Genomic DNA, 13,566 nt, shown 5'->3' with positions numbered 1-13,566 from the left:
CGGACCTCTTGGTCCGGGCCGTTTTCGTCGGATTCTGAGGTCTGCCTGACCTATTCGGCGGCGATGCGGGGCGGGAAGGCCGCGCGATCGTTGGCCGAGTGGTCCGCCAGGGCGAACGGCCCTTCCTGCGGCTCGTCCTTCTCGCCGATGAAGCGCGAGAACAGGCGTACGAACAGGCGTGAAAGGTCGTCGACCAGCACGAAGATCGCCGGCACGAAGATCAGCGACAGGCCCGTCGAGACGATGAGGCCGCCGATCACCGCGATGGCCATGGGCGCGCGGAACTCTCCACCGATGCCGAGTGCCATCGCCGACGGCACCATGCCGGCCGCCATGGCGATGGTGGTCATTACGATGGGCCGGGCTCGCTTGCGGCCCGCATCGATGATCGCGGTGGCACGGTCGACACCGGCTGCCATCTCCTCGATGGCGAAGTCGACGAGCATGATCGCGTTCTTGGTCACGACGCCCATCAGCATCAGGATGCCGATGACCACCGGCATCGAGATCGGCTTGTTGAAGATCAACAGCCCGAGGATCGCGCCGCCGATGGAGAGCGGCAGCGAGAACAGGATGGTGAGCGGCTGGAGGAAGTTGCCGAACAGCAGCACCAGCACGCCGAACACCATCATCAGGCCCGCGCCCATGGCGAGGGCAAAACCTTCGAACACCTCGCCCATCACCTCGGCATCGCCGGTCTGACGGATGGTGACGCCGGGCGGCAGGTTCTTGGCCGCCGGGAGTTCCAGCACGGAAGCGATGAGGGAGCCGAGCGCGTCGGAGCCTTCCATGTCCGCCTCCAGCGCCACGCGGATTGCGCGATCGTAGCGGTCGATCGCCGTGGGGCCGCGCCCGAGGCTGAGATCGGCCACCGTCGAGAGCGGCACGGCGGCCCCCCCCTTCACCGGCACCTTGAGGGTCTCGATCTGCGAAAGGTCGCCGCGCAGGCGCTCGGGCAGCATCACCCGGATCGGAACCTGACGGTCGACCGCGTTGAACTTAGCGAGGTTGGCGCCAATGTCGCCGATGGTCCCCACCCGCACCGTTTCGGCGATGAGATCGGTGGAGACGCCGAGATCGGCCGCGACTCCGGCTTTGGGCCGGATGCGAATTTCGGTGCGGTCGAGGGGAGCGGTCGAGAGCACGTTAACGAGATGCGGCACACGCGCCGCCTCGCGCTGGAGCTGCGCTGCCGTGTCGGCCACCACCACCTTGTCGGGACCGGAGACGATCAGGGTGAGATCGCGCTGCCCACTCTCGCGCAAGGCCCAGAAGCGGATGTCGGGCTCCTCACGCAGAATGGCGCCGACCGCGACGTCCACCTGCTTCTGTGTACGGTGGCGGGTGTTCTTCGGAGTCAGGTTGATGGTGAAGGTGGCGAGCCGGACCTCCTTCTTGGCCGGCAATTGGCGTCCGCCATCGACGAAGACGCTGCGCACCTCCGGGAGGGCCTTGATCCGGTCAACCAATCCGTCGCTGACGCGGGTGGTGTCGGTGAGCCGCGCACCCGGGGGAAGCTCGACCACGAAGATGGTGCGGGCCGCATCCTCCGCCGGCAGGAATCCCGCCGGCAGCAGGCCGGTCGACATGATCGAGGCGGCAAAGCACGCGAGCCCGAGCACGAGGGTGATGTACTTGTGTCGGACGGACCAGGCGACGACGCGGGTGTAGCCGCGCATGATCGCACCCTCCCGCTCGTCTTCGGCGCCGTGGTCCCGCAAGAAGTAGGCGGCGAGCAGCGGCGTGATCAACCGCGCCACCAGCAGCGACATGAACACCGCCGCCGCGATGGTGAGGCCGAACTGCTTGAAGTACTGGCCGGCGATGCCGCTCATGAACGACACGGGGGCGAAGATCGCCATGATCGTCGCGGTGATCGCGATCACCGCGAGTCCGATCTCGTCGGCGGCCTCGAGCGCTGCGCGGTAGGGCGATTTGCCCATGCGCATGTGCCGGACGATGTTCTCGATCTCGACGATGGCATCGTCGACCAGGATGCCGGTCACCAGAGTGATGGCGAGCAGGCTCACGGCGTTCAGCGAGAAGCCGAGGGTGTTCATGATCCAAAAGGTCGGCAGCACGGAGAGCGGCAAGGCGATGGACGCGATCAACGTCGCCCGCCAGTCGCGCAGGAAGATGAACACCACGATGACGGCCAGGGCGGCGCCTTCGACGAGGCTCAGCATCGCCGAGTGGTAGTTGCCCACCGTGTTGGTGACGGAGGTATCGATCAGGTCGAAGCGTACTCCGGGATTCTTGGTGCGTAGGTCGTCGATCTTCTTGGCCACCGCCGTGCCCACCTCGGCATCGCTGGCGCCCGTCGACCGGGAAATCGCGAAGGCGACCACGGGCTCGCCGTTGAAGCGCGCGAAGGTGCGGGGCTCCTCAGAGCCGTCCACCAGGGTGGCGAGCTCGTCCAGGCGAACCTTACGGTTGCCCGGGACGATGATCGAGGTCTGGGCCAGGGTGTCGAGGCTGGCCGCACCGGCCAATGTCCGGATCGATTGCTCCTGGCCGCCGAGTTCGCCGCGCCCGCCGGCCATGTCGGCCGAGGTCAGGCGCAACTGGCGGTTGACGTCGGCCGCGGTGATCCCGAGCGCCAGCAACCGGTCGGGCTTCAGCGTAACGCGGATCTCGCGGGCGACGCCGCCGAGGCGCTCGACGCCGCCGACGCCCTTCACGCTCTGGATTTGGCGGGCGATCACGTCGTCGATGAGCCAGGACAGGTCTTCGGGCGTCATCGCCGGGGCGGAGGCGCCGTAAATCATGATCGGCAGGCCGGCGATCTCGACCCTGTTGATGATCGGCTCGTCGATGGTACGCGGCAGGTTCACCCGCACCTTCGAGATCGCGTCCTTGACGTCGTTGACCGCCCGGTCGGTGTTGGTTTCGAGCCGGAACTCGATGGTGGTGGCCGAAGAGCCCTCCGCAATGGTGGAGATGACGTGCTTGACGCCCTTCACGCCGGCGACCGCATCCTCCACCACCTTGGTGACCTGCGTCTGCAGCTCTGACGGCGCGGAGCCGGCCTGGGTGACGGTGACGGCGACGATCGGAATGTCGATGTTCGGGAACCGGGTGATCGGCAGCGCGCGGAAACTGACGATGCCCAGCACCATCAGCACCAGGAACAACACGAGAGAGGTGATCGGCTTGCGGATCGCCCAGGCGGAAACGTTCAAGCGCATCGCGACAGCTTCCGGTGATTAGCGGGCGTTGGCATCGGCGGATTTCGCGAGCGGCCGCACCGCCCTGACGCGGTCCCCGTCGCGCAGGAAGCTACTCGCACGGGCAACCACGGCCTCGTCGGCCTTGATGCCGGAGCGTGCTTCCATGAAGCCGTCGGCGGACAGGCCGGGGACGATTTGGCGAGCCTCGACGCGGTCAGCCTCGACCACGAACACGCTGGCTCCCCCGTCCGCCCCGTAGAGAACGGCCGAGAGCGGGACAACGATACTCCTGCGCCGCGATACCTCGACCTTGCCGCGGGCGAAGGCGCCGATGCGCAGAGCCGGGTCCGGATCGAGGCTGATGCGGACGCGCCCGAGGCGTGTCGCCCGGTCGACCTCCGGATCGATCCGACGGACCTTCCCGCTGAGGGTCCGGCCCTCGTCCCAGTCGAGGCGAACGGGATCGCCGACCTTGAGGCGCGGCATCCAAATTTCGGGGACCTCACCCTCCAGTTCGATCTCGCCGCGGGCGATCATGCGGAACATCGGCTCGCCGACAGCGGTGGCCGTTGCGCCGACGCGGGCGGTGCGGCGGCTGACGATACCGCCTTCGGGCGCCCGGATTTCGGTTCTGGCCCGCCTCAGGGCGATCTCGGAGGCCTGCGCCTGCGCGGTGGCGAGATCGGCCTGCGCAAGCTGGAGCCCACCGCGCGCGGCGGCCAGACGCCCCTCCCCGCCCTGCGCGGCCGAGACCCGCTGCTCGAGAGTCGCTGCGGTTGCGTTCCCGGTCCGGACGAGGCTGCGCGCGCGCTCAAGGGAGAGGTTGGCCTCGGTCTGCGAGGCTTCGGCCTGAACGATCTGGCTCCGCGCCTGGACGATGGCGGCCTCCGCCTTGGCGATGGCTGCGGCGTTGGCCGCCTCCTGCGTCACGATCATCTCGCGGGAGAGACGGGCGAGCGGCTGGCCGCGTTCGACCCGCGCACCTTCCTCCACCAGGAGCTCGGTGATCCGGGTGCCTTCGATTTCGGGGGCCACGAGAATCTCGTCGCGCGGGACCAGGGTCCCGCTCACAACAGCCTGCTCGACCACTTCGCGAAAGGCGGCGGGTACCACCGTGACGGCCGGCGCGACCAGGGTCGGATCGGGTACCGCTGCCGTCTCGGCGGCAAAGGACCTGCCCGAGAAGAGCGCGGCAGCCGCGACAAGCGGGAGAAGACGCGGAAATCGCATGACGGGGTTCGCTCGATCGGCACTGACGGACGCGGTCGTGCAGGGCGAGCCCGGCGTTTTCAAGGCGCCTCCGGTCGCGCGTGCGCAAGCGCCAGGAGAGTGTCCGATATCGCCGTCGATCCGACAACTGCGCGCCGCAACCGTTTTACCGCGGGCGCGTTGCCCCAGCAACTGATGTCACCAAAGCTAGGCAGGTGTTCGATGACGATCTTCGAGATCAAACAGAAGAGCAATGGTGCAGTCCTGTGGACCGGCGCTGCGCTCGACGCGACGTCCGCGCTCGACGCGATGGCGCGTGAAGCCGGCTACATCGACTATGCTGCACTGCCCGCCGACATTCGGGCTGCCGGACCGATCGCATCGCGGATCGACTGACAATACAGCTTTCCTTTTTGACGAACGAAGAAAGCCTTTCGCCCCGAATCCGGGACGGAAGGCGTTTCTTTTTTTTGATTGATCGGTTCGGTTGTTAAACTGATAGCGATTATTTCTGGGCCCTGGCTGCGGCGAGGTCCGACAGGACCATTTCCTCGACCAGTTCCGGGAATGCCACGGTGTGGACCCAGCCGAGTGTTTCGCGGGCTTTAGTCGCATCACCGAGCAACTGCTCAACTTCCGTCGGGCGGAAATAGCGCGGGTCGATCTTCACTAGAACGTCGTTGCTGGCTGCGTCGATGCCTTCCTCTTCGACACCTGCCCCGCGCCACGTGATCGTTCGACCGACGACGGCGAAGGCGCGTTCGACGAATTCGCGCACGGTATGCATCTCACCGGTGGCAAGCACGTAATCGTCGGGCTTGTCCTGCTGCACGATCCGCCACATGCCATCGACATAATCGCGGGCATGGCCCCAGTCGCGCTGGGCGTCGAGGTTGCCGAGGAAGAGGACCGCCTGCTTGCCGACCTCGATCGCCGCGACGGCGCGGGTGATCTTGCGGGTCACGAAAGTTTCGCCGCGGGTCGGACTCTCGTGGTTGAACAGGATGCCGTTCGAGGCGTGCATGCCGTACGCCTCGCGGTAATTGACCGCGATCCAGTAGGCATAGAGCTTGGCTACCGCATAGGGACTGCGCGGATAGAACGGCGTCGTCTCGCTTTGCGGAACCTCTTGGACCTTGCCGTAGAGTTCGGACGTCGAGGCCTGGTAGAAGCGGGTCTTCTCGCCCAGCCCGAGGATGCGGATCGCTTCGAGGACACGCAGGGTGCCGATGGCGTCGGAATTGGCGGTGTATTCCGGTGTTTCGAAACTGACCGCCACGTGGCTCTGGGCGCCGAGGTTGTAGACTTCGTCCGGCAGGGTTTCCTGCATGATCCGGATCAGGTTGGTGGAGTCGGTCAATTCGCCGTAATGCATGTGGAAGTTGGTCGCTTTGACGTGCGGGTCTTCGTAGAGGTGATCGACGCGACCGGTGTTGAACGACGATGACCGCCGTTTAATGCCGTGGACCACATAGCCCTTGCTCAGCAGAAGCGCTGCCAGATAGCCGCCATCCTGGCCCGTGACGCCGGTGATCAGTGCCGTTTTCGCTGTCATTGGCGTGCGTAGCTCCTCGGGTGGCCGAGCGAGCGGCCGAGTGTTGCGATACGACCGAAGGTCGCTTCAAGTCATGCGTCGGGATGATGGGTCTTGAACCAGTCGTAGGCGTCCAGAATGCCATCGCGCAGGCCAATCCGTGCCCGCCAGCCGAGACCGTTGATCAGGCCGGTATCCAGGAGCTTGCGGGGCGTACCGTCGGGTTTCGTCGTGTCGAAGGACAGGCGTCCCTCCCAGCCCAACACGTCGGCAATGGTCTCGGCCAGAGCACGGATGCTCACCTCATCTCCGGAGCCGACGTTGACCGGGCCGTCGGCCGAGTAATGCGTCATCAGGAACACGCATGCATCGGCGAGGTCGTCCACGTGCAGAAACTCACGCAGCGGCGTTCCGGTACCCCAGAGCGTGATTCCGTCACTGCCGCTGCGCTGGGCCTCGTGCACCTTGCGCAACAAAGCCGGGAGGACGTGGCTGCCCTTCAGGTCATAATTGTCGGCGGGCCCGTAGAGGTTGGTCGGCATCGCCGAAATGAAATCCGCACCATACTGACGGCGATAGGCCTGACAGAGCTTGAGGCCCGCGATCTTGGCGATGGCATACCATTCGTTGGTGGGTTCGAGTGGGCCGGTGAGCAGTGCCTCTTCGGTGATCGGCTGCGGCGCGTGCTTTGGATAGATGCAGGACGAACCGAGGAAGAGCAGCTTCTCGACGCCGACCGTATGCGCGCTGTGGATCAGGTTCGCCTCGATCACGAGGTTTTCGTATAGGAACTCAGCGGGCTGGCTGTCATTGGCGCCGATGCCGCCGACTTTCGCGGCCGCCAGGAACAGTGCCTCCGGGCGGCGATCCGCCATCCAGCGCTCGACGTCCGTCTGTCGGCAGAGATCGAGTTCGGTGCGGGAGGCCGTGAGCACCGTGCAATTCTCACGCGCGAGCCGGCGCACGAGCGCGGAGCCGACCATGCCGCGATGCCCTGCAACGAAGACACGCTTCCCGGTGAGATCGTACGAGCCCGTCATGAAGCCGCCATACCCTCCGGTCGCCTGCCGACCCAGGCGTCACCGCCTCGGCCCAGGAGATCTCATGTCTCCGCCCTTCGGTAGCAGAGACTTACTGCGTCGGATATCGCGGCTGCCCCCGCGAGTCGATCCTCCTGATCGGAACGAAAAGCCCCGCGAGCCGGGGCGGCTGCGGGGCGAGTCTCGGGTTGCAGGGTGACCACAGCGCGGAGCGGGCAGAACTGCGCTGTGGTCGGCGCCAGCCGTTTCGGCCGACGCCCCAGTTCTGACGCAGCCGGCCGGAAGCTCATCCTCCGTTTGGGGCATGGACGGGCGAAATAACGCGACAACCGGGCTTCGATCTTTCGCCCGCCCGCTGCATCGCATCGAAAATTCGCACTGCGGGACGCCGTATTTTGGTAGACGAAAATCTTTTACTGAGCGATTTTGTTTAGACGCTGACCCAGATCGGCAGTTGTAGTGGGGATGCCGCCATGCGGATATTTCAGGTGAGCCTGGCCGGTTCTGGCGCAGTGCTGTGGATCGGTGGAGCGATGACCGAAAACAGCGCACTCGAGATGATGGCGCATGAGGCTGGGTATCGCTGCTTCGCGGCCGTCCCGAGGTCACATGTCGACGACGTGCGCGTGGTCGAGCTTCATCTCTGAGTCTGCCCGAGATCGAGTGATCCTCCCCCGACCTCACGGACATCTATGATACGCTCGTTGCGGGCGGGGAAGGTGTTTGATGGCCAAGACGAGACGCGAGTTCACACCCGAGTTCAAACGCGAGGCGGTGGCGCTGCTGGAGAGCAGCGGCCGACTACAGATGCTGATCGCGGCTGAACTCGGGATTCAGCCCTGCATGCTGAGGCAGTGGCGCACGGTGCTGATGGGAGGATCCCCACCACAGCGGGCAGCAGGATTGCCGGGAGCCGCGCCTACGAGCCCGGTTGCTTCTCCTTCCGACCAAGCCGCTGAGCTTGCCCGTCTGCGGCGTGAACTCGACCGGACGCGCATGGAGCGCGACATCCTAAAAAAACGTATGCCCGCCCCGTCTGCAAGGTAGTCGATGAAAGTGCCTATGACCGGTCTGCACAAACGTATCCGGCATGTCGGCACGGTGGCGGCCGCCAAGATGGAGCGCCGCACGTCCCAGGCCTCATAAGCGGACCGGCCTCTCCAGGCCGCTTTTTTGCCAGGCTGCCGGAACGCCGCTCGACCGTCAGGCCATCTTCACGGTCCTCCCGCAGACCTCGTGGACCTGCGCCGAGCGGTCGCGCTCCGGCTTAGGTCGACCTCTCTCGATGCCCTATGCGAAGGCCGGCTCCGGCCGCCGTTCGAAGCTCACTCCTTTCCGCAGCGTCGCCCAGGCGATTCTGGCGAGCTTGGCGGCGAGCGCGACGACCACGACGTTGTAGTGCGCCCGCACCAGCAGACCGCGCAGCCATCTCCCGGTCGGGTCCTCGACCTTGGACAGTGAGGTCAGCGCTGCGCGCGCCCCGTGGATGAAGAGCTCACGCAGATAGGCGTTGCCCCGCCTGACGATCCCGAGCAGCTTCGGTTTGCCGCCGGTCGTATGCTGTCGGGGCACGAGGCCGAGCCAAGCCGGCAGGTCTCGGGCGGACGCGAAGGCGCTTCCATCGTCGACGGCTGCGCGCAAGGCCGTGGCGGTCATCGGCCCGACGCCCGGGATCGACACCAGGCGACGTGCCGCCTCGTCGGCGCGAGCATGCGTGACAAATTCCCGGTCGAGAGCGTCGATGCGGCCGTCGAGGCTCACCCATTCCTCACGGATCTCGGCGACGAGAGATTGAATGCGTGCACCGATCGGCATCTCGGAATCCCTCAGCAGAGTTCCAATCGCAGTCTCGAACTTGCGCCGTCCTTGCGGGAAGACGAGACCGCGCTCCAGCAGGATCGCACGGAGCTGGTTCATGAGCATGGTCCGTATGCCGACCAGCCGAGACCGGACCCGGTGCAGGCTCTGCATGTGGAGCTGATCCTGCGCCTTGAGGAGCACGAAGCGCATCGTTGGGCGCGTCGCGGCCTCGGCGATCGCCTCGGCATCGCGGTCATCGTTCTTCTGCGCCTTGACGGAGGGGCGGACGTACTCGGGCGACATCAGCCGAATCGTGTGCCCCTGCGCGGCGAGCAACTGCCCCAGATGATGAGCGCCACAGCAGGCCTCCATCGCAACAATGCAGGCCGGCGGCTTGGCCGTCAGGCCGACGATCGTTTCACGCCGCGCCCGCCGGCGCAGCACCACCGCCCCGGCTGCGTCGAGACCGACGAGGCTGCAACTGTTCTCGCCGAGATCGATACCCAGCACGGCGACCGAACTCTTTGCCATTTCCAATCCCTCCATTCAGCCAAGGCAGCAGCATGCCACCAACGGTTCGGTGAAGGGCGGGCCATCCTATAAGCGATCGGCCTCTTTGTGGGAGATGCCCAAGTGACGTTCGCTTTCTTCGAGCAGCATGCGGGCACCTGGCCGGTGCGTCTCATGTGCCGCGTGCTCGACGTCTCTCACAGCGGCTACAACGGCTGGCGATCACGCTCTGAGAGCGCCCAGGCGACGTCCAACCGTCAACTCATCGACGACGTCCAGCGTATGCACACCGGGTACATCGAAGGCGACATCAATCGGCAGCGTATCCACTCGGCCCTGCGCTACATCACACCCGAGCAAGCCGAACGGAACGCGAGCTAACCCCGTGTCCGTGAGGTCGAGGAAGGATCAATGCCTTGGAGAAGGCTCTGCACGAGCATCGTCCCCTCCAGGGCGGCGGCCTCGTGCACCACAGCGACAGGGACTCGCGATAGCTTGCTCTACGCTACACCGAGCGGCTCGCTCAGGCTGGTGTCGAGCCGTCCGTCGGCAGCGTCGGCGACAGCTACGATAACGCGCTGGCCGAGACGATCGACGGGTTGTTCAAGGCCGAGGTGATCCATCGGCGTGGACGATGGCGTTCATTCGATGCCGTCGAGTTCGCCACCCTCGACTGGGTAGTCTGGTTCAACACCCGTGGTCTTCTCGAACCCATCGGCAATATCGCTCCCGCTGAGGCCGAAGCGCGCTACTCTTATGCCCAGGCCGAAGTCCAAGCCTTGGCGGCCTGTTCCAAACCAAATGGCCTCCGGGAAACCCGGTGCGGTTCAGGGCAATCCCAAGCCATTCACTTGTCCAAGCCCTGGTCGCTGTTCAGACAAACCGAGCCACCTCTTGCTGTATCCCAATAAGACCGAAATCGAACGATACTGAGCGTCAGATCTCGGCCACGCGCTCAGTAATGATCTGTCGGCTGCGACTCATCGAGTGCTTCCCAGGCCAAAGCGGCCTCGGCAATTCGGGTGAGGCTGCGGGCAAGTTGAAGTGCGATTTGGGGTGTCAGAACATAGATCCGTTCGTCGGCACAGCGTTCGCGGAGCGTCATGACCACCTCCTCGCCTTCCGTAGCGATGCACCAGGGGGTCGCGCGACGCGGGTCGGTCGTCACGGACGGTGGAACGGGTTTCTCGTCGCTCATCGGCGAGGCATCCTTTCTCGCGTATCGCAATACGGGGCAACAGCGTATTTATTCAGAACAGAAAGGAAAGCCGCTCTCAGGGCGGCCTTGGCTGAGGAGAGATCATCGCTGCTCCGGTTGCTGTAGCTCCTCCCTGTTGAGCATCGGCTCGGTATCAACGCACTTGAGTTGCTCCAAGGCCCGGAGATGTCCCGATGCCGACGCCATAATCCAGTGCATGCGGTCGTCCGCAATATGGACGCAGCTTATTGGTCGGCTTCCCCTTCGTCGGCCCTACCGACAAGGCGTTGGTCCTATCCGGAATCCTGACGGCCCGCGTGCGCGGCGTGCTCCCGACCGCCCCGTTCCACGCCATTCGGGCTCGCTCGCCGTAAGCAGGCAAACCCTTCCGCGTGGACCCTGCCGCCGTCATCGCCACCGGCCGGCGCTGTCCGGCGATCGCGGCCGGTAAGTCCGAGGAGGAGACGGATAAGCGCATCGGCGCAGTGCTCCGCGACGCGGTGCCGGTCGTGTCGATCAACACCGTGAACGGGGATCTCGGCGGTGACATGCTGTGCCAGCTGGTCTGGGCGCCACTTGAGGTCGCCGCCCGGCTGTCTATTCAGGCGACGTGCATCGGCAGGGCGAACGCCTGTGCATATGCCATCAGTACGATGGCGCCGCCGACCAGCGTGGTGGCGATCGTGATGCGATCGGTCCAGGTCATTGTCAGGTTCCGTTCGGTTCGCGACTGCCCTCGCGGTGTGACCAGGTCTTATGCTCAAGATTTTGGGCTCGACGCGTACTGCCGCATCTCTGGCATGAGTGGGAACTTCGGGGAGCAGACCCGATTCTCTGGCCTGTCAGACGAAGTGCACCGGAAGCGCCGGGGCTTCTCTAAGCTGCGCCATCGCACAGCCAGAACATTTTTCACCAATCAAGACATGATGAAAGTCGCTCGATGGCTGATCTAGGCGAGTGACAGATTAAATGTAATGATGACGAATCAGGATCTGATCATATCTTCATGGATACCCAGCCGGTGGACCGTTCTCAAGATTTTACAGGCTGTGAGCATTATCGGGTTTGTAGGCTTTCGCGAGCGTTTCATTGACTCTATGAACGCGACAGGCGGGTAGCGTACGCCCGTTGCGTGCCCAGCTGGACAGACACTCGTCCACGATGATTTTACTACTGTCTGCGACCGGATCAGGTGGACAGGTTACAATGGAAGAAAAAATTATCGTACGACTGTCTCGGCGCGCTCATAATTATCTCTTTATTCGAAATTTTATTGAAGAGACGGACATCGATAGATTTTCTTATTGGTATAGGGTAGCATCAAATTTCAGTGTCGAGCACCATGATAGAGCGGATGCGCCGGGTGGGTAGACAATACAAGGGTGGCTGGACCGACGATTGGGCGATCGCGTTCATTCGCATCGTAGCCGCCAATCCGACGCATGTGGGTCCAACGCTATCGGGGTGTCGGATCTCGTCTTTCGTCGCGATCGTACAGTTCTCGCTAGGAGCGACAATAGCGAACTTCAGGGGCTGGGTCACCGGTGATCCGATGTTGGGCGCGCCACTGTTTTGGTACCGCGTCATGCCGAAGGGTGAAGTGGCGTTGCGCGAAGCCCCGCCACCCGCGGAGACGGAGCTTCACCATGCCTGATGCAACCGCTCCGAAAAACGTGATTGGAACGTTTGAAAGCGCGTCTAAGGGCTTTGGGCCTTCAGCGGAATTGCCACCCTGTTTTGTGGCGATGAGCCAAGCCACCGCTTGCATGGGCGCCCGACCAAACTACCCGACCTCCAAGACCCGCAGGCCTGGATCAGGCTCGCTTATCCGGAGCCCAACAGGCGGTCGCTGATCGACGCTCCGCGGCTCGCGCGCTGCGGCATTGAAGCAGAAGTCTCATTCTGTATCTATGAATAATATGTATACGAAACAAGGAATTTCAATGTGTTTGTCGATTCAATTCAACTCTGTATTAAGGTAGAAATCGACGACCTTATAGCCGCTCAACGACTGCACGACCGATCGGCACTTATTAGAATCATATTTATCGTAACCTTACTATATAGCGTCGTCGCCGCTTGCATTATATATCTGATTGATGGCCTAAACATGAGCTTTTTAGTGAGCATAATATTAACGATATTTATCGTAAGTCCATTTGCAATCAAGAAAAATTACAATCGAAAGATTTGTAATTGCTCAGGTGGTCAGAACGAAGCTGACACTGGGGTGAGGATTGGCAGGCCTTTCAGGGTGAGACGGATCGCTTCGAGGGCGCGAATGGATCGTCTTCGCGCGGTCTCGATGACGGACCTGACGTCGGCGTAGAGATGAGCACCCCATTCCTGGCGGAAGCCGTTGGTAATCTTGCGGTAGACAGCGCAGGGTCGTAGGGCTCGCTCCGCCTCGTTGTTGGTCGCTTCGAGACTTCGGTTCTGGATGAAGACGAAGAGGTTGGCGCGGGTCTTTTTGATCATGCGTTTGAGCTTGATCCCCGCCGGGCTTGTTGGATCGCGTGCCATGATGCAGTCGAGGCGGCGCTCGAGATCGGCCTGGTAGGTCTTGAGGGTAGAATCCTTGAGGTCCGCCCTCCGTCGCCCGATGGCGCAGGCCCGCTTGAGCAACCCCTTCAGGCTGGGGCCGAGCACCGCGTCGCCGGCCTCGATGGCGTATTGGACGTCGCGGATCAGGTGCGCCAGGCAGACCTGATGGTTCCGTCTGGCCCATCCGGCCTGGGCACTGAGGCGGTCCGAGGTCCAAAAATCGGGCCGATGGTCGCCGAGGAAGGCTTCCACCACGGCCTTCGAGCGATGGGCATCCGCGACGAAGACGGCGCTGTCACCGTGGTGGAACACCCACAGCCACCAGTTGGCGCGGCCCACCCGCACCCCGGTCTCGTCGGACGCGATGGCGGTGCCAGCGAGCAGACGTGCCTTGATCAGCGATACGGCGGCCTTGAACGATGCTGCGCTGGCCGACAGGATGTTGACCAGCGCACCTTCGCTGATCGACAAGCCGAACAGATCGAAGAGCACGTCGCGCAACCGCCCCAGCGGGATACCCTGGACCGAGCGCAGATAGATCACCAAGGCGCGGATGTTGGC

11 protein-coding genes and 2 pseudogenes are annotated in these 13,566 nt (G+C 63.6%); 6 read left to right on the top strand and 7 right to left on the bottom strand.

Going from position 1 to position 13,566, the window contains the following annotated elements; all coding sequences use genetic code 11:
• Positions 1–50: 50 nt before the first annotated feature.
• Positions 51–3,188: an efflux RND transporter permease subunit gene (locus G3T14_RS04605; protein WP_163640523.1), complete on the bottom strand. Its 3,138-nt coding sequence runs from the start codon at positions 3,186–3,188 to the stop codon at positions 51–53.
• Between the two features lie 18 nt (positions 3,189–3,206).
• Positions 3,207–4,400, bottom strand: coding sequence for an efflux RND transporter periplasmic adaptor subunit (locus tag G3T14_RS04600; protein ID WP_163640521.1), 1,194 nt, complete (start codon positions 4,398–4,400; stop codon positions 3,207–3,209).
• A gap of 99 nt (positions 4,401–4,499) precedes the next feature.
• Between G3T14_RS04600 and G3T14_RS04595 the strand changes: the two genes are divergently transcribed.
• Complete coding sequence (locus tag G3T14_RS04595) at positions 4,500–4,775, top strand: hypothetical protein (protein ID WP_163640507.1); 276 nt, start codon at positions 4,500–4,502, stop codon at positions 4,773–4,775.
• 109 nt (positions 4,776–4,884) lie between these two features.
• Here G3T14_RS04595 and gmd read toward each other — a convergent pair whose 3' ends face one another.
• Together gmd and G3T14_RS04585 are read right to left on the bottom strand one after the other, a co-directional pair.
• Positions 4,885–5,934 (bottom strand): GDP-mannose 4,6-dehydratase, encoded by a 1,050-nt coding sequence (gmd, locus tag G3T14_RS04590; protein WP_163640519.1) that lies wholly within the window; start codon positions 5,932–5,934, stop codon positions 4,885–4,887.
• Positions 5,935–6,005: 71 nt separating this feature from the next.
• The gene (locus G3T14_RS04585; protein ID WP_163640517.1) at positions 6,006–6,953 is read right to left on the bottom strand and encodes a GDP-L-fucose synthase; all 948 of its coding nucleotides are present in this window, start codon (positions 6,951–6,953) and stop codon (positions 6,006–6,008) included.
• Between the two features lie 473 nt (positions 6,954–7,426).
• On the opposite strand from G3T14_RS04585, the gene G3T14_RS24625 reads away from it, so the two are divergent.
• Both G3T14_RS24625 and G3T14_RS04580 read left to right on the top strand, forming a co-directional pair.
• Positions 7,427–7,600 (top strand): hypothetical protein, encoded by a 174-nt coding sequence (locus tag G3T14_RS24625; RefSeq protein WP_204262639.1) that lies wholly within the window; start codon positions 7,427–7,429, stop codon positions 7,598–7,600.
• A 79-nt stretch (positions 7,601–7,679) separates the two neighbouring features.
• Positions 7,680–7,973, top strand: a pseudogene (locus tag G3T14_RS04580) (transposase); the annotation flags it as partial.
• 270 nt (positions 7,974–8,243) lie between these two features.
• On the opposite strand, the gene G3T14_RS04575 reads toward G3T14_RS04580, so the two are convergent.
• A complete protein-coding gene (locus G3T14_RS04575) occupies positions 8,244–9,263 on the bottom strand; it encodes an IS110 family transposase (RefSeq protein WP_163640808.1) in 1,020 nt (339 codons plus the stop codon).
• Between the two features lie 123 nt (positions 9,264–9,386).
• Here G3T14_RS04575 and G3T14_RS04570 point away from each other — a divergent pair, with 123 nt between their 5' ends.
• Positions 9,387–9,644 (top strand): hypothetical protein, encoded by a 258-nt coding sequence (locus tag G3T14_RS04570; RefSeq protein ID WP_163640515.1) that lies wholly within the window; start codon positions 9,387–9,389, stop codon positions 9,642–9,644.
• Positions 9,645–9,670: 26 nt separating this feature from the next.
• Positions 9,671–10,174, top strand: a pseudogene (locus tag G3T14_RS04565) (hypothetical protein); the annotation flags it as partial.
• Between the two features lie 44 nt (positions 10,175–10,218).
• Here G3T14_RS04565 and G3T14_RS04560 read toward each other — a convergent pair.
• Entirely contained in the window at positions 10,219–10,461 is a 243-nt protein-coding gene (locus G3T14_RS04560) for a hypothetical protein (protein WP_163640513.1), read from the bottom strand.
• A 392-nt stretch (positions 10,462–10,853) separates the two neighbouring features.
• On the opposite strand from G3T14_RS04560, the gene G3T14_RS04555 reads away from it, so the two are divergent.
• Entirely contained in the window at positions 10,854–11,414 is a 561-nt protein-coding gene (locus G3T14_RS04555) for a hypothetical protein (RefSeq protein ID WP_163640511.1), read from the top strand.
• Between the two features lie 1,255 nt (positions 11,415–12,669).
• Here the strand turns inward: G3T14_RS04555 and G3T14_RS04550 are convergent.
• Positions 12,670–13,566: IS66 family transposase (locus G3T14_RS04550; RefSeq protein ID WP_163640509.1), on the bottom strand; the 897-nt coding region annotated here is incomplete at its 5' end.

It is taken from the genome of Methylobacterium sp. BTF04 (assembly GCF_010692745.1).
Taxonomy (GTDB): Bacteria; Pseudomonadota; Alphaproteobacteria; order Rhizobiales; family Beijerinckiaceae; genus Methylobacterium.
The sequence above is the reverse complement of the archived record's forward strand: the minus strand, read 5'-3'. Positions and strand labels throughout refer to the sequence as shown.

What these genes read in the sequence shown, in the direction of transcription:
- G3T14_RS04605 (WP_163640523.1), bottom strand. Translation starts at nt 3,188, where the DNA reads ATGCGCTTGAACGTTTCCGCCTGGGCGATCCGCAAGCCGATCACCTCT.
- G3T14_RS04600 (WP_163640521.1), bottom strand. Translation starts at nt 4,400, where the DNA reads ATGCGATTTCCGCGTCTTCTCCCGCTTGTCGCGGCTGCCGCGCTCTTC.
- gmd (WP_163640519.1), bottom strand. Translation starts at nt 5,934, where the DNA reads ATGACAGCGAAAACGGCACTGATCACCGGCGTCACGGGCCAGGATGGC.
- G3T14_RS04585 (WP_163640517.1), bottom strand. Translation starts at nt 6,953, where the DNA reads ATGACGGGCTCGTACGATCTCACCGGGAAGCGTGTCTTCGTTGCAGGG.
- G3T14_RS24625 (WP_204262639.1), top strand. Translation starts at nt 7,427, where the DNA reads ATGCGGATATTTCAGGTGAGCCTGGCCGGTTCTGGCGCAGTGCTGTGG.
- G3T14_RS04560 (WP_163640513.1), bottom strand. Translation starts at nt 10,461, where the DNA reads ATGAGCGACGAGAAACCCGTTCCACCGTCCGTGACGACCGACCCGCGT.